Genomic DNA, 24,110 nt, shown 5'->3' with positions numbered 1-24,110 from the left:
GCTAGCCGGCGACGCCGGCCGACTCGAAGCTGGCCATCTCGTTGAGGAAGGCCACCGCCGCCTTGACCAGCGGAAAGGCCAGCGCGGCGCCGGTGCCCTCGCCCAGGCGCAGGCCGAGGTCGAGCAGCGGCTCGGCGCGCAGCGCCTGCAACTGGGCACGGTGACCGGGTTCGGCCGAGCGGTGGCAGAAGACGCAGTAGTCGACCAATGCCGGTTCGAGGCGCGCGGCGACCAGCGCCGCCGCACCGACGATGAAGCCGTCGATGAGCAGCACCATCTTCGCTTCCGCCGCCGCCAGCATGGCGCCGGCCATCATCGCGATCTCGAAGCCGCCGAACTCGGCGAGCACGGCCAGCGGCGCTGCATCGCCACCGGCGGCCTGCCAGCGCCCGGCGGCCTGCGCCAGCAAGGCCTGCTTGCGCGCCAGGCCGGCATCGTCGAGGCCGGTGCCGCGGCCGACGCAGTCGGCCAGCGCGACGCCGGTCAGTGCATGGGTGATCAGCGAGGCGGCGGCGGTATTGCCGATCCCCATTTCGCCGAAGCCGACCACCCGGCAACCTTGTGCCGCCAGCTGGCGCACGATCGCCGCGCCGCGCCCGACCGCTTCCGCACACTGGGCTGCGCTCATCGCCGGCTGGTCGAGGTAGCTGGCGGTGCCATGGGCGATTTTTGCGTCGATCAGGCCGTCGACCGTGACAAAGTCGTGGGCGACACCGGCGTCGACGACCGACAGCGCGATTCCGCTGGCGCGGCAGAAGACATTGATCGCTGCACCGCCATTGAGGAAATTGCCGACCATCTGCCAGGTCACTTCCTGCGGCGACGCCGAAACGCCGGCCTTGGCCGCGCCGTGGTCGCCGGCGAAGACCAGCATCTGCGGCCGGTCGAGCGACGGCGACAGCGTCTGCTGGATCAGGCCGATCTGCACCGCCAGCGTTTCCAGCTGGCCGAGCGCGCCGGGTGGTTTGGTCTTGCGGTCGACCTTGTGTTTGAGCGAATTTTCCATGCCCCGGTCCGGGGCGGTGATTGCGAACGAATGCATCCGATTCTCCAAAAGAAAAAAGGGCCTCGCGACAGCGTTTGGCCAACGCAGCCGCGAAGCCCTGTCCACAGGCTTGCTGTCTTGGTGCTCGATAGGTCTTCTGGCTTTCGGATCGTCCGGATCGCTGCGTCTTCCCGCCGGGTCTGTTTCCCCTTGGCAGTGACATGGTGCAACGTCCGTCCCCGATTACAGCGGCGGGCCCGCCCCGGAATAGAGTTACCTCGCACCGGGTTCCGTTTTATCGAACGCAGCGATTATACAATGGCGGCCATGAATGAACTGATCATCGGCGGCGCCCGTTCGGGCAAGAGCCGCCACGCCGAACAATGCGCGCTCGATGGCGGCCGCCAAGTCATCTATGTCGCCACTGCCGAATCGCGCGACGGCGAGATGGCCCGCCGCATCGCTCACCATCGCGAACGCCGCCCGGCCGACTGGGGCTGCGTCGAGGAACCGCTGCACCTGGCCGCCCGGCTGCGCGAGCTGGCGGCGCCCGACACCTGCATCCTCGTCGATTGCCTGACGCTGTGGCTGTCCAACCTGCTCTTCGCCGGCAAAGCCGCCGCCCAGGCCGAAGCCGGCGAAGCCATCGCCTGCCCGCTGTTCGCCGGTGAAACGGCGGCGCTGATCGAGACGCTGCCGCAACTACCCGGCCGCATCATCCTGGTATCGAACGAAGTCGGCTGGGGCATCGTGCCGATGCATCCGGTGTCTCGGCTGTTTGCCGATGAACAGGGGCGGTTGAACCAGCGCGTTGCCGCCGTCTGCGACCGGGTCACGCTGGTCGCTGCCGGCCTGCCGCTGACGCTTAAAGCGCCGCCAAAAACGGCCTGAGTTTTTCCCAATCCAGCGCGGCTTCGACCGAATCGGCCAGGCGGTCGAGATCGGCCTCGCGCCGGGCGGCGAAATCGACCGGCGCGCTTTCCGTCATGCCGGCCCAGGCGAGTAGTGCGGTCAACGCCGCCGGATGGTCGAAAACGCCGTGACAATAAGTGCCGAGCACCTGACCATCGGCCGAGACGGCGCCATCGAAACGACCATCGTCGAGGCGCAGGACCGGCCGCGACAAACCCTCGCCACGGGTGACGCCGAGGTGGATTTCATAGCCGGTCATCGCCGGTTCACCGGCCAACAGCAGATGGCCGGCAACGTTGCGCAACTGCTTTTCATTTTCCAGCGTCGTTCCGACATCAAGAAAACCCAGCCCCGGCGTGCTGCCCGCCGTACCTTCCAGCCCGAGCGGATCATCAACTACATGACCCAGCATCTGGTAGCCGCCGCACAGGCCGATCACCTTGCCGCCGTAGCGCAGATGACGGGCAATGGCGACGTCCAGGCCTTGCGCCCGCAACCAGTCGAGATCGGCACGCACCGCCTTGGAACCGGGGAGGACGATCAGGTCTGCCGGCGGCAGGGCCTCGCCCGGACCGACCCAGCGGAAATCGACTTCGGGATGCAGACGCAACGGGTCGAGGTCGTTGTGGTTCGACGTGCGCGGCCAGGCCGGCGCGACGACACGGATTTTTGCCGTTTTCTTGCCGTCGACCGCAGCCGTCGCGATCGCGTCCTCGGCATCGAGCATCAAGCCGTGCAGGTAGGGCAGCACGCCGAGCACCGGCTTGCCGGTGCGTTGTTCGAGCCAGTCGAGGCCGGATTCGAGCAGCGCGATGTCACCGCGAAAACGGTTGATGACGAAGCCGACGACGCGCGCCTGTTCGGACGGCGACAGCAGTTCCAGCGTGCCGACCAGATGGGCGAAGACACCGCCGCGGTCGATGTCGGCGACGATGATCACCGGGCAATCGACAGCCTCGGCAAAGCCCATGTTGGCGATGTCGCGGGCGCGCAGGTTGATCTCGGCCGGCGAGCCGGCGCCCTCGACGAGGATGCAGTCGAATGCTGCGGTCAACCGTGCCCAGGAGGCCAAAACCGCCTGCATCGCCCGCGGCTTGTAGTCGTGGTAGGCCTTGGCGTCGAGATCGGTGGCGACCTTGCCGTGGATGATCACCTGCGCCTTCTTGTCAGTGGTCGGTTTCAGCAGCACCGGGTTGAAATCGGTATGCGCTTCAAGGCCGCAGGCCAGCGCCTGCAGCGCCTGCGCCCGGCCGATCTCGCCGCCGTCGACGGTGACCGCCGAATTGAGCGCCATGTTCTGCGGCTTGAACGGCGCCACGCGTACCCCACGCCGCTTCAGAATCCGGCACAGCGCCGCGACCAGCGTTGATTTGCCGGCATCCGAAGTCGTGCCTTGCACCATCAGGGCGTTGCGTATCATCGTCCGAACCCGTGAAAAAAGGCGGTAATTATGGCACCATCGCTCCCTTCCCGAAAAAGTTCGGGAAGGTGTCTCCCGGTGCTTTCCGGCTTTGCCGGCAGGAGAATCGGGAAGGCGGTGCGAATCCGCCACGTGCCCAGCGCTGTGAGGATGACGGGCGATGCACAGGCCACTGCTGCGGCGGGAAGGCGCATCGTCCGGGTGAATCCGAGTCAGAAGACCGGCCGGGAGACTTAACACGGCATCGTGGACGGGTGCCATCGCGTTTCCAGAAGGGGAATCCATGGAAAACCAGCACGCTTTTTCCGAGGCCGAACGGGCTGCCGTCTATCGTGCCATCTTCAACCGCCGCGACGTGCGCGGCCAGTTCCTGCCCGACCCGGTTGCCGACGACCAGCTCGCGCGCATCCTGATGGCAGCGCACCACGCGCCGTCGGTCGGTTTCATGCAGCCGTGGAATTTCCTGCTGGTCCGCTCGTCGACCGTGAAACAGCGGGTGCACGACATCTTCGCCCAGGCCAACGCCGAAGCAGCGACAATGTTCCCCGACGAAAAGCGCGAGATCTACAGCCAGCTCAAGCTGCAGGGCATCCTCGACGCACCGGTGAACCTGTGCATCACCTGCGACCGCTCGCGCAGCGGCCCGGTAGTCATCGGCCGCACACACATCCCGACCATGGATCTGTACAGCAGCGTGTGCGCCGTGCAGAACCTGTGGCTGGCGGCCCGCGCCGAAGGCCTCGGCGTCGGCTGGGTCAGCATCTTCCACGAAAAGGCGCTGCAGGATGCACTCGGCATTCCGCACCACATCGTACCGATCGCCTATTTGTGCATCGGCCACGTCAGCCATTTCAAGGACCAGCCGGAACTGGAGAAGGCTGGCTGGCTGCCGCGCCTGCCAGTGGCCGACTTGCTCTGGCACGAACAATGGGGGGCCGCAGATTCCGGCGAAAACGAGGCGTTGACCGCAAAATTGCGTGAACTGCAGCAGGCCGTCCAGGAACGAGGCATCTACCCGGCATGACCCTGATCGACGGCCCCTTCGCCATGCCGCTGGCGGCGCTCGCCGCCGTGCTGCTCGACCGCCTGTTCGGCGAAGTGCGGCGTTTTCACCCACTGGTCGGCTTCGGCACGCTGGCGGCGGCGATCGAAAGACGGCTGAACCGGCGCACGATTGCTGGCGGCGTGCTCGGCTGGGCGCTGGCGGTGCTGCCCTGGGTGGCGCTGGCGCTGGCCTTGCGGCCCTTCGCACCTTTTGCGGTCGACGTGCTGCTGCTCTATTTTTCGCTCGGCGCGCGCAGCCTATGCGAGCACGCCGAAGCGGTCGCCCGGCCGCTGCGCGAAGGGCGGCTCGACGAAGCACGACAACGCGTCGGCTGGATTGTTTCCCGTGAAACATCGGCACTCGACGAGTCCGGCGTCGCCAAGGCCGGCGTCGAGTCGGTGCTGGAGAACGGCAACGACGCGATCTTCGGTGCGCTGTTCTGGTTCGCCCTGTTCGGTGGCCCCGGCGCCCTGCTCTTCCGGCTGGCCAACACGCTCGACGCGATGTGGGGCTACCGCACCGAACGCTACAACCTCTACGGCCGCTGGGCCGCCCGCTTTGACGACGTGCTCAACTGGTTGCCGGCCCGGCTGACCGCGCTGAGCTACGCCCTGCTCGGTCGCTGGCGCGACGCGCTGGCCTGCTGGCGTGCCCAAGCGCCCGGCTGGGAAAGCCCGAACGCCGGCCCGGTGATGGCGGCCGGCGCTGGCAGCCTCGGCGTGCAATGTGGCGGCGCCGCGATCTACCACGGCCGTGAGGAAATCCGCCCACCGCTCGGTTGCGGCCCGGCACCGGTCGCCGCCGACCTCGGCCGGGCGATCACGCTGATCCGGCGCAGCCTGTGGCTGTGGCTGGCCGTCCTTTTCCTGATCGGAGCCCTGCATGCTTGACCATGGCGGCCGCCTGCGCGAAGCCGCGGCCCACTACGATATTCCACTCGCCGACTGGCTCGACCTGTCCACCGGCATCAACCCGCAGGGCTGGCCAGTGCCGCCCCTGCCGGCAAGTGCTTGGCAGCGCCTGCCGGAAGACAACGACGGCCTCGAAGCCGCCGCGGCCGCCTACTACGGCAACACCAATCTGCTGCCGGTGGCCGGTTCGCAGGCCGCCATCCAGTGGCTGCCTGCGCTGTTACCGCGCGCCGCGGTGGCCTGCATCGCGCCGCTCTACAACGAACACCCGCAAGCCTGGCAGCGCGCCGGCCACAAGCTGCGCTTCCTGCAAAACGCGACGCTGCCGCGCGCGCTGGCGGCGGCGACACCCTACGTGCTGCTGTGCAACCCGAACAACCCGACCGCCGACCGCCATCCGCGCGATCTTGCGGTCGACGCCGCGGCGCAACTGAAAAAGCGCGGCGGCTGGCTGATCGTCGACGAAGCCTTCATCGACGCGACGCCCGAGCACAGCCTGACGCCGCTGGCCGGCACTACCGAGGCGCCGAACCTGATCGTCTTCCGCTCGCTCGGCAAGTTCTTCGGCCTGGCCGGGCTGCGCGTCGGCTTCCTGTTTGCCGCCCCCGAACTGCTGGCGAAAATGGCCGAGGCGATCGGTCCGTGGAGCATCGCCGGCCCATCGCGCGCCGCGGCGACGCTGGCGCTCGCCGACAATGCCTGGCAGACGGCAAACCGTCAGCGCCTGCACGCCGACGGCGAACGCCTGCGCCAGTTGCTGGCGCCGTTCGGCGAGGTCAAGGCGACGCCGCTGTTCGCGACACTGAACGCAGCGGCCACCGCCGAACTGCACGAACACCTGGCGCGCCGCGCCATCCTCACTCGCCGCTACGAATCGAATCCGCTGCTGCGCGTCGGCCTGCCGCCCGACGAGGCCGGCTGGCAACGCCTGGCAAACGCCCTCGCCGAATGGAAACCCGCATGAAAATTCGCCTTTTCGCTGCGTTGACCGCAACATTTCTCGCCGCCAGCGCCCACGCCGAACTGCTCTTCAAGGACGACACCGGCCACGAAGTCCGCCTGCGCGAGCCAGCCCGGCGCATCATCGCCCTCGCCCCGCACATCGCCGAGAGCCTTTACGCCGCTGGCGCCGGCAGCAGGATGGTCGGCACCGTCGACTACAGCGACTATCCGCCGGCGGCAAAGCAGCTGCCGCGCGTCGGCGGCTATTCGCGCATCGATCTCGAGGCCATCGTCGCCCTCAAGCCCGACCTGGTGATTGCCTGGGAAAGTGGCAACAACATGGTCCAGGCCGACAAGCTGCGGGCGCTCGGGCTGACCGTCTACATCTCGCAGCCGAACCGCATGGAAGACGTCGCCAGCCAGCTTGAGCGCTACGGCCAGCTGGCCGGCACCAGCGCCGTCGCCGACGTCGAGGCCCGCCGCTTCCGCGAACGTCTGGCGGCGCTGCAGGCAGCCAACGCCAGCAAGCCGAAGGTGCGTACCTTCTACCAGATATGGAAGGCACCGTTGATGACGGTCGGCGGCCCGCAGATCATCAGCGACGCAATCCGCCTGTGCGGCGGCGACAACGTCTTCGGCCACCTCAAGCAGATGGCACCGCGGATCAGTGTTGAGGCGGTGATCGAGGCCAACCCGGAAGCCATCGTCGCCACCGGCATGGGCGACGCCAAGCCGGAGTGGCTGCACGACTGGGATAAATGGAAGAGTCTGACTGCGGTCAAACGCGACAACCTGTTCCACATCAACCCGGACATCATGCAACGGCATACGCCGCGCATTCTCGACGGCGCGACGAAACTCTGCGCCCATCTCGATGTCGCACGCAGCCGCCGCCCCAAGTGAGAAAAACACCATGCCCCGCCTGCCCCAGCGCATCGTCTGCCTGACCACCGAAACCGTCGAAGTCCTCTACGCCCTGGGCGAACAGGACCGGATCGCCGGCATCAGCGGCTACACCGTCCGGCCGCCCCAGGCACGCAAGGAAAAGCCCAAGGTCTTCGCCTTCACCACTGGCGACATCGAAAAAATCCTCGCCGTCGAACCGGACCTGGTGCTGACCTTCTCCGACCTCCAGGCTGACATCGCCCGCGACCTGATCAAGGCCGGCATCCCGGTGTACGCGCTGAACATGCGCAGCGTCGACGACATCCTGGCGATGATCGAAACGGTCGGCCGCCTGGTCGGCGCCGAGGAACGCGCCCAGGCACTGGTTGCCGGACTGGAAGCACAGATTGCCGCTGCCCGGGCAATCGCCGCCGAACGCATCGCCCGCAGCGGCCGCCGGCCGCGCGTCTATTTCGAGGAATGGGACGATCCGCTGATCAGCGGCCTGCGCTGGGTTTCCGAACTGATCGACATCGCCGGCGGCGAGGACGTCTTCGCCGAACGCGCCCGCTCACCGCTGGCTCGCGACCGCCGGCCGACGCCGGAAGAGGTCATCACCGCTGCGCCTGACATCATCATCGGTTCCTGGTGCGGCAAGCACTTCCGCCCCGAGCGCGTCGCCGCCCGTCCGGGCTGGGACAGCATTCCTGCGGTCAACAACGGCCGGATGCATGAAATCAAATCGGCGATCATCCTGACACCCGGCCCGGTAGCGATCAGCGAAGGGCTGCCGCTGTTGCAGGGAATACTGGACACCTGCGGACAACTGCGGTAAACGCTTATTGCCATGGCATGCGCCGACACTCTATAGTGCCCGGATGCTGCGGTTCGCCCTGATCTTCATCACCTTTTCCCTGCTTGCCCTGAGAAGCTGGGCCGGGGAAATCGCGCTCGTCCTGGCCGATGACAGCGCACCCTATCGGGAATTTGCCGGTAGTCTGCAAAAGAGCCTGAAGGGTAGCAACTGGCGCATCAGCTATAGCGACAGCGAGCTCCGGCCGCTCGACAGCCACCCGGTCGATCTGGTCATTACCGCCGGCACCGAAGCCTTGCGCAAGACCTTGGGGAAAACGCAGCGAACACCACTGCTGGCAACCTTGCTGCCGGAAAACGCCTATCTCTCAATCGTGCTCGATGCACGCTCCCCGCCGCTGGTTTCAGCCATTTATCTGGACCAACCCGCACGCCGCCAGGCCCGCCTGCTGCGGCTCCTGTTCCCGGAAAGCCAGCGCATCGGCATTCTCGTCAGCGATCAGTCCCGTCAGCAAACCAGTCTCTTCCGCCAGGCCCTGATCACCCAGCAGCTGCAACTCATCACCGAACATGTTGCCGACGAACAGCACATCCTGCCGGCCCTCGAATCGTTGCTGCCGCGGACCGATGCCTTGCTCGCCCTGCCCGACCCCCTGCTCTATTCACGTAACAGCATCAAGCCCCTGCTGATCACGGCCTATCGCTTCCGCCGACCGGTCGTCGCCTTCTCTGCCGCCTTCGCCAAGGCTGGTGCATTGGCTGCCCTCTATTCCACCCCAGCCCAGATCGGTCGCCAAGCCGGCGAACTGATCCGCAACCAGGGCAATCGACTCCCCCCGCCAAGCGGACCTTCCGAATATTCGCTGACCATCAACCAGAGCGTCGCCGACGCGTTTGGCCTGCGTCTACCGGAAGAAGCCGACCTGTTCCAGAAACTGCTTTCCAGCGGAACTGAACAATGAAAAACCTGACACTGCGACAACGACTGCTGGTACTCACGCTGCTACCGAGCGCACTGATCACCACGCTGCTCGTGCTGTATTTCTCGATGACTGGGATCAGCGCCCTGGAAACCCAGTTGCGCGCCAAGGGGCTGGCCACCGTCCGCTACCTCGCACCGATCAGCGAATACGGCATCATCGCCGGCCAGATGGACAGCATTTACGGCCTGGTCCAGGCCGCCATGCAGGAGCCCGGTGTCAAGGCCGCGATCATCGTCAATCCGAAAGGCCGCACGCTGGCTGTCAGCGGTCGCGTCTCGCTGGCGGCCGAAATCATCCGCCAGCGGCTGGAAGAGCCATCGCAGGTTGCCGAAAGCGAATCCTAGATCGCTTTCGGCGCCCCCGTCATCCGCACCCAGAGTGACAGCGACCCCCTGTTCGACATCGCCGGCCTCGACAACGCACCGCAAGAAACCATCGGTCACGTCTTCATCGAACTGGACAAGAACGAACTGCTCGAACGCCAGCGCGAGCTGATGTTGCAGGGATTCATCGCCATCCTGCTCGGCCTTGGCCTGATGGGTGCGCTGGCCATTGCCATGGCCGATCACCTCGCGCTGCCGTTGCAACGACTTGCAGAAGCCGTGCGCAACATGTCCGCAGGCAATTTCGACACCCGGGTCCCGGCCATCTCCAGCGGTGAAATGCGGGTTCTCGAGGACGGGTTCAATGACATGGCCGGGCATATCGAGGAAGCCCATCGCTCGATGCAGTCGCGCATTGAGGAAGCCACCGCCCAACTGGTTTTCCAGGCCAGGCACGATGCCTTGACCGGACTGGTCAACCGGCGCGAATTCGAACTGCGCCTGGACAAGGCGCTCGACACAGTCCATGCCGGCGGCGACGAATTCAGCGTGCTCTACATCGACCTCGACCGCTTCAAGGCAGTCAACGACGCCTGCGGACACCTTGCCGGCGACGAACTGCTGCGCCAGATATCCCTGCTCTTCCAGGGCCGCCTGCGCGAAGAAGACACCCTCGCCCGTCTCGGCGGCGACGAATTCGGCATCATGCTGGCCAACTGCAGCCTGACCAAGGCCCGCCAGGTTGCCGAAGACCTTTGCGCACTCTCCGCCGAGTACCGCTTCGTCTGGCAGGACAAGATCTTCGCCATTGGCGCCAGCATCGGTCTCGCTCCAGTGACCCGCGATGTCCGCGACGTCCAGGAAATCTTTGCGCTGAGCGATGCCGCCTGCCTGCAGGCCAAGGAGCTTGGCCGCAACCAGGTCTGTGAACTGGCACCGGCAACGCAAACGGACCGCCGACGCGACCGCGGCAACTGGGCCAGCCGTCTGGCCAGCGCCCTCTCCGAAGGACGCCTGATCGTCGAGGCAATCCCGATCCGGGCCCTGCATGCCGGCGTCCCTGGCGGTCAGATTGCCGAACTCAGCGCCCGCCTGAACGAACCCGGTCAGGCGCCGATCGCCTTGAGCGCACTGATCGACGCCGCCGAACGCTACGATATGGCCAGCGTCTTCGATCATCATTTCCTGGAAACCGCCATCCGCTCCCTGGCGCGCGCCACCCGCCAGCAGATGGGCATGCGCTGCATGGTCCCCCTGTCGCGCGCCGCCATCGCCAACAGCAAGACCGGCGACTTCATCGCCAGCCAGCTGGAAGAACACGGGATCGAGGGTCAAGGACTGTGCCTGATGTTCTCCGAAGACATCAGCACCCACCAGACCAGCCAGCTCATCGAGTTCTCCCGACGCATGCGCGAACTGGGTTGCCAGATCGCACTGACCGAATTCGGCGGCGGCGTCTCATCATTCACGCAATTGCGCACGCTGGCCCCCAGCTACGTCAGGCTCAGCCTCAGTCTGACCCGGGACATTGGCGACGGAGTTACCTCAACCGCCCTGCTGCGCGCAATTCTGGAAATCACTGCTGAACAGGACATCTATTCGATCGCCGAAGACGTGGACGACACGCCCCTGCTCGAACACCTGCGCAAACTCGGCATTGCCTATGCCCATGGCAAAGCTGTCGCCCCGCGCGAACCGTTCGACGCCTGGTTCGAAGGTGCGGTAATGCGTGGCAGCCGGGGCTGAGACAGCCGATCAGAAAGCCAGTGTGAGGGTAACCCAGTGACGACGGTCGACAGTGCGTTGATTGGGTTTTGAACCCGCAGAGCGCTGTTCCACATGCTCGCCATCAACTGATTGCTGGGTATAAGCCAGTTCGCCCTTATGCTCACCCAGATTGAAACGATAGCCCAACCGAACATCGGTCCGGTGATATTTGTCTGCATCGGTATTGCGCGTCCACTTGATGGCATCAACCCAATAACGTGCAACCGAAATATCAAAACCGCCGGGCAAAAGCTGAGACAACAATATTGAAGATGTGCGTCTGGGCGCAGACTGTTCCGCAAGCGCAACATATTTTTCCATGTCTGCCGGGAAGTACAAATTGCTGTCGTCGACCAACTCTATCGCTCGCCCGTTGTCGGATAATTCACTATCCACGCGCATGCTGGCGTGATTCAGTAAAAGCCGGGTATTTGTGAAAGGCTGCCACTTGAACTGCAGTTCGTAGCCACGAATCGCCAGGTTCTGAATGGACTGCTCGGAAATCGGTACCGGCCCACCCTTTGCCAAGGTATCCGGCCCTGGTCGAAGCTGTAGCGAGCGATCCGTAACTCTCTCCCGGAAATGGCGGACATCAAGACTCATGCGCCACGCCCGCCAATCACCAAGATAGCCTATCTCCCAGGTATCCAATCGCTCAGCCGGCAAATCCGGATTGCCCGCAAGGTCACCCTTGGTCGTCACATCGGCCTGGCGGAAATTAGCCCGGTACGCCTGGATACTCGCGGTTCGCCAAGCTCGGGCATATCCAAGGCGCAGCGTATTTTCGGGGTTAACATGAAACGCCAAGCTGGCACGCGGGGAGAAATGGACGCCAGCCAGGCTGTCACGTTCACTTGCCGCTCCCAGATTCACGGTCACCCATTTGGACGGATTCCATTCGCCATTGGCAAAGGCACGCCAAACCTGCCTTGTTTCCTCACCCCGGTCGCGCAGCATGGTGTTCGAAGTCACCGCATCGCGACGCCAACTCCCCCCCCAGACCAAGCGGGTATTTTCCATCGGCGAGAAGTTGTGAACCGCTTCGATTTCGTGGCGCAGCCCCCGGTCACCCGACTCGTTCAGATCGTTATAGGGGGCAGCGTATTTGGGACTGATGAAACCATCATCCCCCCGATCCTCACTGAAGGTATAACGTAGAGAGAAATCCTCACCATCGGCCAATGCACGCAGCCAGCGCACCTGCATCCAGGTAGATGACTCTTCAAGATCCCGGAATGGATTTTCCAGATCCTCCACAGCAGGTACGACAGTATCCAGGCGTCCCCGGGTAAAACTCCCCTCGACCCGCCCCAGATTAAGCTCCAGAGAATCCCGCATACTCACAGCGTAGTCGAAACGCGCATCGAGACGTCGGTTTTGGTAACTATCGCGCCAATCGTAGTCGTCATCCAGACCATCATCCTTGACCTTTTGATAGGTCAGGCGAAAATTGCCGTGGTCGCCGAAACGGCCACCAGTACGCACGGTATGGTCACGCACACCCTGGCTACCACTACTGGCCGACACCGATGTACCGCGCACCAGCGACGGATCCACGGTAATGATGTTCACCACACCGAGAAAGGCATTGGTTCCATAAGATACCGAATTGGACCCGCGTACCACCTCTATGCGCTCGATATCCTCCAGGGCTACAGGTACGAGAGCCCAGTTCATGCCATTCCGGAACAGTGGGGAATGCAATGAACGACCGTCAATCAGCACCTGCAGGCGTGGCGAAAAATCATTGTCATCGGTGACGCCATGGTAATTGACCCGTGCCGCAGTATCGCTGTGTGCAAAGGTCTGAAAGCCGGGGACCAGACGAAAAATGTCACTTAGTGACCGAATGCCCGATGATCGGATCATCTCCCGGTCAATTACCGTTACCGATGCTGGCGCATCCGCCAGTCTCTGCGGCAAACGACTGACCGATGCAACAACCGGCAACTCGGCAAAAAAAATGTCATCATCGGCAAAAGCCGACGACAAGGCGCCAAGGAGAATCAGAGGGAGAATTCGCTGGGGAGGGGGCATTTTTTCCGGGGCTACAAAGGCGCTGTTTCATTCGTACCGGACAAGGCCAACGCAAGTTTCCAGGCGCCGTCAAAGCAATCTGACCGGGCACCGATTATCGCACCGTGGCGTTCCGTGGCTACTAGGCAAAGTGCCAGTCCCGCCTGATCTACCTGAGTGACAGCACCAACATCGATTTCATCGACACCGACCCGGGTCAGGGCATGCATGAAATCGTTGCGCAGAGCGCCATTCAAGCCCCCTGCAATGCGCATGACTTTCCTGCCGGCTAGATCGTGGACCGAAAGAATCGACGCCTTGCCCTCCGCCAGCGCATTCCTGATCGCATCCTCGATCAGGACCTGATTGATCAAACCGAGCTGAAACCTGACGCCATACAAATCGCCGACCCGACTGACGACAGTCACCGGCACGTCCATCAACGGCGCACCGAACAGGGAGAATTCGCAACCCACGCTGTGTCCGATATCCAATTGTATCGAACTGCGCAACATCAGGCCGGACATCGACAGGTTTTCGACGAAACCATCACCGACAACCCCGCCATAGCCGATCCTGACCGGAGGCGGCGCCCCGAAACGGATGCGTTGATGCCGTCTTTGTTCGATCATGCCTGCACCTTCGTATTATCGAATTGCCAGTGACGAATAGTACCAAAGTCCCATTTACATTCAGCACCGTCCACACCAATTGACTTTTAATTGAGCGCTGGGTATCTTCACAGCCTGCTGGAATCTTCCGGCGGCGCCGATTTGAGCTCAGATTGCGGGCGCCTAAAAAAATGCAGCTAAAACGGGGACCACCCAGTTCGCGTTTTGGCCGACTGGGTTTTTTGTTTCTGGGAACACCATGCCGGGAATTGGCGTCGTCGAATCACAACGCATCCACTTCAACGAGCCGCTGCATCTGCGAAGTGGCGGAGTACTGCCGTCCTATGAACTGGCTGTCGAAACCTACGGCACGCTGAATGCCGCCAAATCCAACGCCATCCTCGTCTGCCATGCGCTGTCCGGCCACCACCATCTGGCCGGTCACTATGCCGATCAGCCGAACAACATCGGCTGGTGGGACAACATCATCGGTCCGGGACGACCACTCGATACCGATAAATTCTTCATCGTCGGCCTGAACAATCCGGGCGGCTGTCATGGCTCGACCGGCCCGTCGTCGATCAACCCGGCGACCGGCAAGCCCTGGGGTGCTGATTTTCCGATGGTGGCGGTCGTCGACTGGGTCAATGCCCAGGCCCGCCTCGCCGACTTCTTCGGCATCGACCAGTGGGCTGCCGTCATGGGCGGCAGCCTGGGCGGCATGCAGGCACTGCGCTGGAGCATCACCTACCCGGAACGCGTGCGCAACGCGCTGGTCATCGCCTCGGCCCCAAAGTTGTCGGCACAGAACATCGCCTTCAACGACGTCGCCCGCCAGGCCATCCTGACCGATCCGGATTTCCACGGCGGCCACTATTACGAATTCGGCACCCGGCCGGTGCGCGGCCTGCGGCTGGCGCGCATGCTCGGCCACATCACCTACCTGTCGAATGACCAGATGGGCGAGAAGTTCGGCCGCGAACTGCGCAACAATGCCTTTTCCTTCGATTTCGACGTCGAATTCGAAGTCGAGTCCTACCTGCGCTACCAGGGTGACAAGTTCGCCGGCTATTTCGATGCCAACACCTATCTGCTGATGACCAAGGCGCTGGATTACTTCGATCCGGCGCGTCTCGACGATGGCGACCTGGTCCGGACGATGGCGCGTACCCATACCGACACCAATTTCCTGGTTGCCTCGTTCACCACCGACTGGCGCTTTTCGCCGGCCCGTTCCCGGGAAATCGTCGCTGCGCTGCTGGCCAACGGACGCAAGGTATCCTACGCAGAAATCGACCTGAACTACGGCCATGACTCCTTCCTGATGGAAGATGCCCATTACCACGGGCTGGTCGGCGCCTTTCTCGGGAACATCAAGCTATGACGCTCATGCCTGGCCGTCCGGATTTCGATGTCATCGCCAGCTGGGTCGAACCCGGCCATCGCGTACTAGACCTTGGCTGCGGCGACGGTTCGTTGCTCCGGCAGCTGATTGCAACGCGTGATGTCCAGGGCTGGGGTGTCGAAATCGACGACGCCAACATCCTTGCCGCCGTGCGCAACGGCATCAACGTGATCCAGAGCAACCTGGAAAAGGGGCTGGCCGACTTTGCCGACGACGCTTTCGACCATGTCGTGCTGTCGCGGACGCTGCAAACGGTCCGTCATACTGAACACATCCTGCGCGAAATGCTGCGCGTCGGTCGTGAAGCCGTTGTTTCCTTTCCGAATTTTGCTTACTGGAAGAACCTGCGCTCAGTCCTCGACGGCCGCATGCCGGTTTCCGAAGATCTACCCTACCAGTGGTACGACTCGCCCAACGTGCGTTTCTTCACTCTGCTCGACTTCGAATCGCTGTGTCAGCAGATGGGCCTGATCATTCGTGAGCGCCAGGTACTCGACGAAACCGGCACACTGGTCGACGCCAGTGCAGCGCGTGACCTGAATTTCCTCGGCAGTCTCGCCGTTTACCGCCTGACCCGCCCGCGCTGATGCCCGCCTGGCTCAATGCAATGCTCAACCGGCGGATGCTGATCTGCATCTTTACCGGTTTTGCTTCCGGCCTGCCGCTTTACCTGCTGCTCAACCTGGTTCCCGCCTGGCTGAAGACCGAGGGACTGTCGCTGCGTGCCATCGGCGCCTTCGCGCTGATCCAGTTCCCCTACACCTGGAAATTCCTCTGGGCGCCACTGCTCGACCGTTATGGCATCCTGCCCTGGCTGGGCCGCCGGCGTAGCTGGATGTTCGTCTCGCAGATCGGACTGGTTGCCGCCATCGGCTGGCTGGGACAATTGTCGCCGGTGGATCATTTGTCGCTGGTCATCGGGTTGACCGCAACACTGGCCTTTCTCTCCGCCACCCAGGACATCGCGCTCGACGCCTTTCGTCGCGAAATCCTGCCTGACGATGAACTCGGCCTGGGCAACGCCATCCACGTCAATGCCTACCGCATCGCCGGTCTGGTACCGGGATCGCTATCGCTGATCCTCGCCGACCACCTGCCGTGGAATCAGGTTTTCGTCATCACTGCCGCCTTCATGCTGCCCGGCCTGGCAATGACGCTGCTGGTCAAGGAGCCGCTGGCCGCAGTCGGTACCCCGCGCACGCTGCGCGATGCAGTAATCGAGCCGTTCCGCGAATTCTTCGGCCGCCACGGCGTGCGCTCGGCACTGCTGGTGCTCTCCTTCCTGTTCTTCTACAAGCTCGGCGACTCGCTGTGCACTGCGCTGGCCACGCCGTTCTATCTGGACATGGGTTACAGCAAGACCGAAATCGGCGTCATCGCCAAGAATGCCGGCCTGTGGCCGATGGTCATCGGCGGCATCCTCGGCGGCATCTGGATGATCAAGATCGGCATCAACCGGGCACTGTGGCTGTTCGGGGTCGTCCAGATCGTGACCATTCTCGGTTTTGTCTGGATGGCCTGGCTGGGTCCAGCAGAATCCAGCGCCTCGCGGCTGGTCGTTCTGGCGATGGTGATCGCCGGCGAAGCCGTTGGCGCCGGACTGGGAACAACGGCCTTCGTGGCCTTCATGGCACGGACCACGCACCCCGCCTACACGGCAACCCAGCTCGCCTTGTTTACCAGCCTGATGGCGGTACCACGCACTTTCATCAATGCGACCGCCGGCTGGCTGGTCGAAGGGATGGGCTGGATGAATTTCTTCTGGTTGTGCTTCGCACTTGCCGCACCGGGCATGCTCTTGCTGTTCAAGGTCGCGCCCTGGAATGGCCAGGGCGAATCGACTAATCCCGCCGCAGCCAGCCTTCGCGTCTGATCCGCCGGCGGTCCAGCCACCAGGCATAGGCCGGCAGAATCAGAATTGACCCGGGCAACAGCAATACGATCAAATAGGGCGACAGATGCGCCACCCGGCGCAGATGTTCGATCAACTCCTGCCGCTCACCCGGCGTCCACTGACCGCCGTTACGGACTTTCATCAGCAGCGGCATCATGCCGCGCGTCGCCATGACCTCGGCAAGAATGCGCTGGACTTCGCGACGCTGCGAGGAGAGCAGTTGTCGCCACCAGCCCGGCAGCGGCAGCACCAGCCGGTCCATGGTCAGTGCAAACCCAGGGTGTTGCGCACGACCCGCCAGCCACGCCAGACGATAAATCCCCGCCTGGCCAAGCGCCAGGTACGCCGGGGCCTGATCACGACAGCCGCGGCAACCGCGACACCAACGACCAGCGGATGCTGCTTCAGCCAGTCGAGGCCGCGCAACGCCGCATCGCCTTTGCTCAGCAGCACTGCCAGCCCCGTTGAATGTTGCGTCAGTGCTGCACGCTGTGCCGCGATGCGCACACTCAGCGCCCCGCGGCGGGCAGCAAGTTCGAGCAGTTTTTCGTTCATTCGCGGGGTCGACCGCGCAATTCCGCTACGTCGGCTTCGAGTTCAGCCAGACTGCTGCGGAACAGACGACTGGGCGCCCGCGCCTGCTGCCGCAGGGAAGTGACGAGAAAAGCCGCGCCAACAAAAAAGAGCACGGCAAAAAAACCGAAAACGAACACGCGCTGTTCCCAGAAAGCCAGGGCCAGACTGAATACCGCCATGATGACGCCAAGCGCGATCAGGAAAGCCGCGCCGATGGCCTTGGCCCACAGGGCTATCAGGCGGTATTTCTCTTCCTCGATTTCGACCGCGAGCAGTTCGGCGCGCGTCCTGCCGATATTGAGGAGCGTGGCAACGATATTCTTCAGCGCGGCGAAGAGGCCCTCACGGCCTTCTTCGCCGGCAGACGGCCCGGCCATCCGGTTAACGACGACCGATCAGCACACCCAGTGCAAGACCCAGTGCGGCAGCAACGCCGACGGCCTTCCACGGCTGGTCGTGCACGAAATCGTCGGTCGCACGGGCAGCGGCCTTGGTCTTGTCGAGCAGCGCGTGTTCCAGATCGATGACTCGATCCTTGGTATCGCGCAGACGCACGACCAGACGATCGCGCAATTCGCCAACCTTTTCACCGGCCACCCCGGTGGTTGCGCGCAGCAGTTCTTCGGTATCGGAAATCACGACCTTCAGGTCGGAAACCAGTTTTTCCTTATTGGCGGTGGTCATTTGTTCTGTCATTTGAAAACCTCGTCTTGGAGCGGTTGTTCAGGGCTTACAGGTTAGCCCGTCCACGCGCGTAAATCAATTCGCATTGTTCAATAACGGGTACTCGTAGTCGACAATCAGCGGCGCATGATCGGAAAAACGCTGTTCCTTGTATACCGACGAGCTCCGGGCCAGGGCAGCAATGCCTGGCGTGGCGATCTGGTAATCGATCCGCCAGCCGACATTCTTTGCCCACGCCTGACCACGGTTGCTCCACCAGGTGTAGGACTCGCCCGTCGCTTCCGGATGGAGTTGACGATAAACATCCACCCAGCCCAGCTCATCGAAGACCTGCGTCAGCCAGGCCCGCTCCTCGGGCAGGAAGCCGGAATTTTTCTGGTTCGACTTCCAGTTCTTCAAGTCAATTTCCTTGTGCGCAATGTTCCAGTCGCCGCAGAGCACGATCTCGCGACCTTCGGCGCGAAGCGCCTGCATCTTCGGCAGGAAGACTTCAAGAAAGCGGAACTTCGCTTCCTGGCGCTCCGGCGACGACGAGCCCGAAGGTAGATAGAGCGAGATCACCGACAGGTTGCCGAAATCGGCGCGCAGGTAACGCCCTTCCGTATCGAACTCCCCCCTGTCAAACCCTTCCACCACCGTCAACGGACAGCTGCGGCTCAGGATACCGACACCGCTGTAGCCTTTTTTCTCGGCACAGTGATAAAACGCATGCATGCCGTCCGGTGCAAGCATTTCCCCCGACAAGTCGGGAAGCTGCGCCTTGAGCTCCTGCAAGCAGATGATGTCTGCCTGCTGATCCACCAGCCAGGGCAGGACGTTTTTGCTCCAGGCGGAGCGGATGCCATTGAGGTTCAGGGAGATGATGCGTAACATTGCGCGAATATCGGTCGGTTGCAAGACTGGAACTGGAGAGTTATGGATTTTCGTCAGGATTTCATCGAGTTCGCCCTCGACTGCCAGGTGTTGCGCTTTGGCGAGTTCAAGACCAAGGCGGGGCGGCTGTCGCCTTATTTCTTCAATGCCGGCCTGTTCAATGATGGCGCGTCACTTGGACGGCTCGCCGGATTTTACGCGAAAGCGGCGAGTGTCGGCGGCGTTCAGTTCGACATGCTGTTTGGTCCGGCATACAAGGGCATCCCGCTGGTTGCCGCAATCGCCATTGCCCTGGCCGACCAGGGCAGCAATTTCCCGTTTGCCTTCAACCGCAAGGAAGCCAAGGATCACGGCGAAGGCGGCACGATCGTCGGGGCACCGCTGCAGGGACGCGTGCTGATCGTCGACGATGTCATCTCCGCCGGCACCTCTGTCCGCGAATCGGTCGAAATGATCCGTGCGGCCGGCGCAACGCCAGCTGGCGTGCTGATCGCACTGGACCGCCAGGAACGCGGCCAGGGTGAATTGTCGGCCGTGCAGGAAGTCCGGCGCGACTATGGCATTCCGGTAATCGCCGTTGCCGGACTGCGCGACCTGATGGCCTACATCGAAAAGCATCCCGAATTCGCCGGGCACCGTGACGCTGTCGCCCGCTATCGCGAGCAGTATGGTGTCGATGCCTAAACTACCCGCTGCCCTCCTGCTGATGGTGCTGGTCACTCCGGCTTGGGGGGCGACAGGGCAGTTATTTTGCTGCACCGATCCGGGCAGCGGCCGCAGGGTTTGCGGTGACACACTCCCTGCGCTGTGCCGTGGGCAGGCGCACCGGATTTTCGACAAGGCAGGCAACGTCATCAAGGAAGTCGCGGCACCGCTGACGCCGGAACAAAAAGCGGCGGCTGCGATTGAAGCAGCGCGCGTCAAACAGCTGGAAGAAGACCGTCGCGAGCGCCGGCGCATTGATCAGGCCTTGCTGGCCACCTATGCGACGGCTGAAGATATCGACATGGCCCAGAACAAGGCCGAAAACGACGTCAAGCAGACGATCCGGACTGCCCACGAAAAAATTGTCGAACAGCAGAAACTGCAGAGGAAGCTCGCAGCAGAAGCTGAATTCTACAAGCGCAAGGCGATGCCGCCCGACCTCGAAAACAATCTACGCACAGTCGGTCACGAAATCCGTCTGCAGCAGGAACTGATCGAACTCAAGCGCAAGGAACTGGCAACAATCCATGCCAAGTACGACATGGACCGCCGCCGCTACTTCGAACTGACCGGAACCTCGCCTACTCCGCCAGCTTCTTCTTCAGCAGGTCGTTGACCTGCTGCGGGTTGGCCTTGCCCTTGGCCGCCTTCATCACCTGACCGACCAGCGCATTGAACGCCTTTTCCTTGCCAGCCTTGAATTCGGCGACGTTGGCAGCGTTGGCGGCAAGAACCTCGTCGACCAGGGATTCGATGGCAGCACTGTCGGTGATCTGCTTCAACCCCTGCTTCTCGATAACCTCGTCAGCCGTCGCGCCTTCACCCAGCCACAGCGCCTCGAAGACCTTCTTGGCGATGTTGTTTGAAATGGTGTTGTCGGCGATGCGCAGGATCAGCCCACCCAGTTGCTGTGGTGAAACCGCTGCCGCGGCAATGTCCACACCATCCTTGTTCAGACGCCCGGCCAGATCGACCATCACCCAGTTGGCACAGGGCTTGGCGCTGGCCTCACCGGCCACTGCTACGGTCGACTCGAAATATTCGGAGATTTCCTGACTGGCAGTCAGCATTGCGGCATCGTAGACCGACAATCCCAGCTCGCCGACAAAGCGCTCGCGCTTCTGCTGCGGCAATTCAGGCAACTCGCTGCGCACCCGCGCCATCCATGCCTCGTCGATGATCAGCGGCAGCAGGTCGGGATCGGGGAAGTAGCGGTAGTCGTGGGCGTCTTCCTTGCTGCGCATCATCCGCGTCTCGCCGCTGTCCGGATCGAACAGCACGGTGGCCTGCTGGATCTTGCGGCCTTCCTCGATCTCGTTGATCTGCCACTGGACTTCGAAGTCGATGGCTTCCTTGAGGAAACGGAAGGAATTCAGGTTCTTGATCTCGCGCCGGGTACCGAACTCGGCCTGCCCTTTCGGACGCACCGAGACGTTGGCGTCGCAGCGGAATGAGCCTTCCTGCATGTTGCCATCGCAGATGCCGATCCAGCGCACCAGCGCATGCAGCGCGCGGGCGTAGGCGACCGCCTCGTCCGACGAACGCATGTCCGGCTCGGTGACGATTTCGAGCAGCGGTGTGCCAGCGCGATTGAGGTCGATGCCGGATTTGCCGTGGAAATCCTCGTGCAGCGATTTGCCGGCATCCTCCTCGAGGTGCGCGCGGGTCAGGTTAACCACCTTCTCGTAAGCCTTGTCGCCCTGGCCGACCTGCAGTGCAATCTGGCCGCCGACGACGACCGGCAGGTCCATCTGGCTGATCTGATAACCCTTGGGCAGGTCCGGGTAGAAATAATTCTTGCGCGCGAAAACGGATTTCGGCGCGACATGGGCGCCAATCGCCAACCCAAAGCGGATCGCGCACTCGACCGCCTGCCGGTTGAGCACCGGCAAAACACCCGGCAGGGCGAGGTCGACCGCACAAGCCTGGGTATTCGGCTCGGCGCCGAAGGCCGTCGACGCACCGGAAAAGATTTTCGAGACGGTCGCCAGCTGAGCGTGCGTCTCGATGCCGATCACTACTTCCCACTGATTCATGGTTTCATCCGTTCAATGACAGCGGCCGTTGCGGGCGTCGACGACGACCGGCCACAGATAATCGAAAGCCTTGCCATCACAGGATTTATGGCAGCTGTTAAAGGCGATGGTGACGTTGTGTCCCTGCTCCCACATGCGCACGGTGCAGTCGTTTTCCTGCTTGTGGCGCAACAGGACCTGCGGCAGTTTTGCATCCTGCTTGAAGTCCTTCATGTTGAAGCGGCAAACGCCATGTCCTTTCATGCTCACCTGGGCGTCGAAGGACTTCACTTCGGCTTCCTTGACCAGCATGTTGAGCCGAGTGACGGTACCGATCGCATCGCTGTGCGAGCAACGCGAGCGGACATTGAGGGGCCGGGTCGGTTGTGGCTTGAGCTTGCGGTTGGCCAGATATTTCAGCGTCGAATTTTTGAATTTCGGCGCTTCTTCGACAGCCGGTGTCGGCGGCGCCTCGACCACCGGCTCGGGCGCCTTCGGCGGCGTAGCACAGGCCGCCAGCCAGGCGGCCGTGACCAGGATCAACAAACGGCTGCGCATCTTATTCGATACCTTCCGGACGACGCTGGTGCCAGTCCGTCGCCTGCTGGTAGCGATGGGCGACATTGAGCAGGCGAGCCTCGTCGAAGTAGTTGCCGATCAGCTGCAGACCCACCGGCAGGCCGCCGGCAAAACCGCAAGGCAGCGCCATGCCGGGCAGACCGGCGAGGTTGACGGCGATGGTGTAGATATCGGACAGGTACATCTGCACCGGGTCAGCGGACTTTTCGCCAAGTTTGAACGCGGTGGTCGGCGACGTCGGACCGAGGATCACGTCGCACGACTCGAAGGCGGCGACGAAATCGTTGGCGATCAGCCGGCGGATGCGCTGTGCCTGCAGGTAATAGGCGTCGTAGTAGCCATGCGACAAAACATAGGCACCTATCATGATCCGGCGCTTGACCTCATCGCCGAACCCCTGCGCCCGCGTCTTCATGTACATGTCGTCGAGGTTGCCGTAGTCCGGCGCACGGTAACCGTAGCGGACACCGTCGAAACGGCTCAGGTTCGAGCTCGCCTCGGCTGGCGCGATAACGTAGTAGGCCGGCACCGACAGATGCGAGTTGGGCAGCGAAACTTCCACGGTCGACGCGCCAAGACGGCGATATTCCGCGATCGCATCCTGGACCGCGGCCATCACCGCCGCATCGCAGCCTTCGCCGAAGAACTCCTTGGGCAGACCGATGCGCAGGCCAGCCAGCGGCTTGTCCAGATCCCGGGCGTAATCTTCGGCCGGGCGTTCAAGCGAAGTCGAGTCGCGCGGATCGAAACCGGCCATGGTATTGAGCAGCAGCGCGCAGTCTTCGGCCGAAGCGCCCATCGGGCCGCCCTGGTCGAGCGACGAGGCGTAGGCAATCATGCCGTAGCGCGAGACGACGCCGTAGGTCGGCTTCAGGCCGGTCAGGTTGCACAGCGCTGCCGGCTGGCGGATCGAACCGCCGGTATCGGTGCCGGTTGCCGCCGGCGCCAGCCGGGCGGCGATTGCCGCCGCCGAACCGCCGGATGAGCCACCGGGCACGCGAGCGCGGTCCCACGGATTCTTCACCGGACCGAAGAACGAGGTTTCGTTCGACGAGCCCATGGCAAATTCGTCCATATTGGTCTTGCCCAGCGAAACCATGCCGGCATCGCGGTGCATCTTCTCGATCACCGTGGCGTCGTAAGGGGCAACGAAATTGGCCAATATCTTCGAACCGCAGGTCGTACGCCAGCCCTCGGCACAGAAGATGTCCTTCTGCGCGATCGGGATGCCGGTCAACGGCCCGGCGCTGCCGGCAGCGATGCGGGCATCGGCGGCAGCGGCCATTTTCAGCGTTTTTTCACGGTCGACCGTGACAAAAGCATTGATTTCCGGATTCAGGCGCTCGATACGATCGAGAAACAGCGTACTCAACTCGACGCTGGAGATTTCCTTCGCCGCCAACGCCTGCGACAGTTGCTTCAGACTCTTGTGGATCATTCGATCACCTTCGGCACGAGATAGAGGCCCGCCTCGGTTTCCGGTGCGACGGCCTGGTAGGCGGCGCGCCGGTCGGTCTCGCTGACGGCATCTGTGCGCAGGCGCTGCGAAACATCCTGGGCGTGCGCCATCGGCTCGACGCCGGTGGTGTCGACCGCCTGCATCTGCTCGATCAATTCGAAGATGCCGTTGAGATGACCCTGAGTGGTCAATGCCTCGGATTCGCTGACCTCGATACGGGCGAGATGGGCGATCCGTTTTACCTGTTCTGTAGTGAGCGACATGGGCTTGAAAAAGACTTTTTGCAGCGCACAAAGTCTTAAAAACG

General features: G+C 62.8%; 27 protein-coding genes and 2 riboswitches. Of the genes, 14 read left to right on the top strand and 13 right to left on the bottom strand.

Translation table 11 applies throughout. The features are described 5' to 3' along the window. Position 1: 1 nt before the first annotated feature. Positions 2 to 1,042, bottom strand: coding sequence for a nicotinate-nucleotide--dimethylbenzimidazole phosphoribosyltransferase (gene cobT / locus BJN45_RS01165; RefSeq protein WP_076091255.1), 1,041 nt, complete (start codon positions 1,040 to 1,042; stop codon positions 2 to 4). A 73-nt stretch (positions 1,043 to 1,115) separates the two neighbouring features. Beyond that, a riboswitch (cobalamin riboswitch) is annotated at positions 1,116 to 1,330 on the bottom strand. On the opposite strand from cobT, the gene cobU reads away from it, so the two are divergent. Beyond that, entirely contained in the window at positions 1,304 to 1,876 is a 573-nt protein-coding gene (gene cobU / locus BJN45_RS01160; RefSeq protein ID WP_205750525.1) for a bifunctional adenosylcobinamide kinase/adenosylcobinamide-phosphate guanylyltransferase, read from the top strand. It overlaps the preceding riboswitch by 27 nt. Here cobU and BJN45_RS01155 read toward each other — a convergent pair. Next, positions 1,851 to 3,317, bottom strand: coding sequence for a cobyric acid synthase (locus BJN45_RS01155; protein ID WP_170872999.1), 1,467 nt, complete (start codon positions 3,315 to 3,317; stop codon positions 1,851 to 1,853). The two genes, cobU and BJN45_RS01155, sit on opposite strands and share 26 nt — an antisense overlap. Before the next feature lie 59 nt (positions 3,318 to 3,376). Then, positions 3,377 to 3,560, top strand: a riboswitch (cobalamin riboswitch). A gap of 40 nt (positions 3,561 to 3,600) precedes the next feature. On the opposite strand from BJN45_RS01155, the gene bluB reads away from it, so the two are divergent. From bluB to BJN45_RS01115, 8 genes are all read left to right on the top strand, one after another. Further along, positions 3,601 to 4,341 (top strand): 5,6-dimethylbenzimidazole synthase, encoded by a 741-nt coding sequence (bluB, locus tag BJN45_RS01150; protein ID WP_076091253.1) that lies wholly within the window; start codon positions 3,601 to 3,603, stop codon positions 4,339 to 4,341. Next, a complete protein-coding gene (gene cbiB, locus BJN45_RS01145) occupies positions 4,338 to 5,252 on the top strand; it encodes an adenosylcobinamide-phosphate synthase CbiB (RefSeq protein WP_076091251.1) in 915 nt (304 codons plus the stop codon). The genes bluB and cbiB overlap by 4 nt, the downstream gene beginning before the upstream one ends. Next, the gene (gene cobD / locus BJN45_RS01140) at positions 5,245 to 6,237 is read left to right on the top strand and encodes a threonine-phosphate decarboxylase CobD (RefSeq protein WP_076091249.1); all 993 of its coding nucleotides are present in this window, start codon (positions 5,245 to 5,247) and stop codon (positions 6,235 to 6,237) included. The genes cbiB and cobD overlap by 8 nt, the downstream gene beginning before the upstream one ends. Then, positions 6,234 to 7,118: a cobalamin-binding protein gene (locus BJN45_RS01135; protein ID WP_240494469.1), complete on the top strand. Its 885-nt coding sequence runs from the start codon at positions 6,234 to 6,236 to the stop codon at positions 7,116 to 7,118. The genes cobD and BJN45_RS01135 overlap by 4 nt, the downstream gene beginning before the upstream one ends. 10 nt (positions 7,119 to 7,128) lie before the next feature. Further along, positions 7,129 to 7,935, top strand: coding sequence for a cobalamin-binding protein (locus tag BJN45_RS01130; protein WP_076092462.1), 807 nt, complete (start codon positions 7,129 to 7,131; stop codon positions 7,933 to 7,935). Between the two features lie 43 nt (positions 7,936 to 7,978). Then, positions 7,979 to 8,875, top strand: coding sequence for an ABC transporter substrate binding protein (locus BJN45_RS01125; protein ID WP_076091245.1), 897 nt, complete (start codon positions 7,979 to 7,981; stop codon positions 8,873 to 8,875). After that, the gene (locus BJN45_RS01120) at positions 8,872 to 9,240 is read left to right on the top strand and encodes a hypothetical protein (protein WP_076091243.1); all 369 of its coding nucleotides are present in this window, start codon (positions 8,872 to 8,874) and stop codon (positions 9,238 to 9,240) included. The genes BJN45_RS01125 and BJN45_RS01120 overlap by 4 nt, the downstream gene beginning before the upstream one ends. 150 nt (positions 9,241 to 9,390) lie before the next feature. After that, positions 9,391 to 10,965, top strand: a complete 1,575-nt coding sequence (locus BJN45_RS01115) for a diguanylate cyclase domain-containing protein (RefSeq protein ID WP_076091241.1) — start codon at positions 9,391 to 9,393, stop codon at positions 10,963 to 10,965. Positions 10,966 to 10,974: 9 nt separating this feature from the next. Here the strand turns inward: BJN45_RS01115 and BJN45_RS01110 are convergent, their stop codons facing one another. Together BJN45_RS01110 and BJN45_RS01105 are read right to left on the bottom strand one after the other, a co-directional pair. Further along, a complete protein-coding gene (locus tag BJN45_RS01110) occupies positions 10,975 to 13,023 on the bottom strand; it encodes a TonB-dependent receptor plug domain-containing protein (protein ID WP_076091239.1) in 2,049 nt (682 codons plus the stop codon). An 11-nt stretch (positions 13,024 to 13,034) separates the two neighbouring features. Then, positions 13,035 to 13,634 (bottom strand): PilZ domain-containing protein, encoded by a 600-nt coding sequence (locus BJN45_RS01105; protein ID WP_076091237.1) that lies wholly within the window; start codon positions 13,632 to 13,634, stop codon positions 13,035 to 13,037. 238 nt (positions 13,635 to 13,872) lie between these two features. Between BJN45_RS01105 and metX the strand changes: the two genes are divergently transcribed. From metX to BJN45_RS01090, 3 genes are read left to right on the top strand one after another with little or no spacing between them, the layout of a single operon-like run. Continuing rightward, a complete protein-coding gene (gene metX, locus BJN45_RS01100; RefSeq protein WP_076091235.1) occupies positions 13,873 to 14,997 on the top strand; it encodes a homoserine O-succinyltransferase MetX in 1,125 nt (374 codons plus the stop codon). After that, positions 14,994 to 15,605, top strand: coding sequence for a methionine biosynthesis protein MetW (gene metW / locus BJN45_RS01095; RefSeq protein WP_076091233.1), 612 nt, complete (start codon positions 14,994 to 14,996; stop codon positions 15,603 to 15,605). The genes metX and metW overlap by 4 nt, the downstream gene beginning before the upstream one ends. After that, on the top strand, positions 15,605 to 16,891 hold the full coding sequence (locus BJN45_RS01090; protein WP_076091231.1) for an AmpG family muropeptide MFS transporter: 1,287 nt from the start codon (positions 15,605 to 15,607) through the stop codon (positions 16,889 to 16,891). Before metW ends, BJN45_RS01090 begins: the two co-directional genes overlap by 1 nt. Here the strand turns inward: BJN45_RS01090 and BJN45_RS01085 are convergent. From BJN45_RS01085 to BJN45_RS01065, 5 genes are all read right to left on the bottom strand, one after another. Continuing rightward, positions 16,860 to 17,174: a hypothetical protein gene (locus BJN45_RS01085; protein ID WP_076091229.1), complete on the bottom strand. Its 315-nt coding sequence runs from the start codon at positions 17,172 to 17,174 to the stop codon at positions 16,860 to 16,862. The genes BJN45_RS01090 and BJN45_RS01085 overlap by 32 nt on opposite strands. A gap of 2 nt (positions 17,175 to 17,176) precedes the next feature. Beyond that, positions 17,177 to 17,467 carry a YqjK family protein gene (locus BJN45_RS01080; RefSeq protein WP_076091227.1) on the bottom strand — a complete coding sequence of 97 codons (291 nt, stop codon included), beginning with the start codon at positions 17,465 to 17,467 and terminating at the stop codon, positions 17,177 to 17,179. Beyond that, entirely contained in the window at positions 17,464 to 17,865 is a 402-nt protein-coding gene (locus tag BJN45_RS01075; RefSeq protein ID WP_076091225.1) for a phage holin family protein, read from the bottom strand. Before BJN45_RS01075 ends, BJN45_RS01080 begins: the two co-directional genes overlap by 4 nt. Positions 17,866 to 17,869: 4 nt before the next feature. Continuing rightward, the gene (locus tag BJN45_RS01070) at positions 17,870 to 18,172 is read right to left on the bottom strand and encodes a DUF883 family protein (RefSeq protein ID WP_240494468.1); all 303 of its coding nucleotides are present in this window, start codon (positions 18,170 to 18,172) and stop codon (positions 17,870 to 17,872) included. A gap of 75 nt (positions 18,173 to 18,247) precedes the next feature. Beyond that, complete coding sequence (locus tag BJN45_RS01065) at positions 18,248 to 19,045, bottom strand: exodeoxyribonuclease III (protein ID WP_076091221.1); 798 nt, start codon at positions 19,043 to 19,045, stop codon at positions 18,248 to 18,250. 42 nt (positions 19,046 to 19,087) lie between these two features. On the opposite strand from BJN45_RS01065, the gene pyrE reads away from it, so the two are divergent. Both pyrE and BJN45_RS01055 read left to right on the top strand, forming a co-directional pair. After that, positions 19,088 to 19,729: an orotate phosphoribosyltransferase gene (gene pyrE / locus BJN45_RS01060; RefSeq protein ID WP_076091219.1), complete on the top strand. Its 642-nt coding sequence runs from the start codon at positions 19,088 to 19,090 to the stop codon at positions 19,727 to 19,729. Continuing rightward, positions 19,683 to 20,366: a hypothetical protein gene (locus BJN45_RS01055; RefSeq protein WP_139326266.1), complete on the top strand. Its 684-nt coding sequence runs from the start codon at positions 19,683 to 19,685 to the stop codon at positions 20,364 to 20,366. Before pyrE ends, BJN45_RS01055 begins: the two co-directional genes overlap by 47 nt. On the opposite strand, the gene gatB is transcribed toward BJN45_RS01055, so the two are convergent. Genes gatB through gatC form a run of 4 tightly spaced genes read right to left on the bottom strand, consistent with a single transcriptional unit; the run spans position 20,332 to position 24,066 of the window. Continuing rightward, entirely contained in the window at positions 20,332 to 21,786 is a 1,455-nt protein-coding gene (gene gatB, locus BJN45_RS01050) for an Asp-tRNA(Asn)/Glu-tRNA(Gln) amidotransferase subunit GatB (protein ID WP_076091215.1), read from the bottom strand. The genes BJN45_RS01055 and gatB overlap by 35 nt on opposite strands. Before the next feature lie 12 nt (positions 21,787 to 21,798). Further along, positions 21,799 to 22,323 (bottom strand): hypothetical protein, encoded by a 525-nt coding sequence (locus tag BJN45_RS01045; RefSeq protein WP_076091213.1) that lies wholly within the window; start codon positions 22,321 to 22,323, stop codon positions 21,799 to 21,801. Between the two features lies 1 nt (position 22,324). Then, positions 22,325 to 23,782, bottom strand: a complete 1,458-nt coding sequence (gene gatA, locus BJN45_RS01040) for an Asp-tRNA(Asn)/Glu-tRNA(Gln) amidotransferase subunit GatA (RefSeq protein ID WP_076091211.1) — start codon at positions 23,780 to 23,782, stop codon at positions 22,325 to 22,327. After that, entirely contained in the window at positions 23,779 to 24,066 is a 288-nt protein-coding gene (gene gatC, locus BJN45_RS01035; protein ID WP_076091209.1) for an Asp-tRNA(Asn)/Glu-tRNA(Gln) amidotransferase subunit GatC, read from the bottom strand. The genes gatA and gatC overlap by 4 nt, the downstream gene beginning before the upstream one ends. Positions 24,067 to 24,110 lie beyond the last annotated feature (44 nt).

It is taken from the genome of Azonexus hydrophilus, from assembly GCF_001956855.1.
Taxonomy (GTDB): domain Bacteria; phylum Pseudomonadota; class Gammaproteobacteria; order Burkholderiales; family Rhodocyclaceae; genus Azonexus; species Azonexus hydrophilus_A.
Note: the sequence above shows the minus strand (reverse complement) of the source record. Positions and strands in the feature narration are given on the sequence as shown.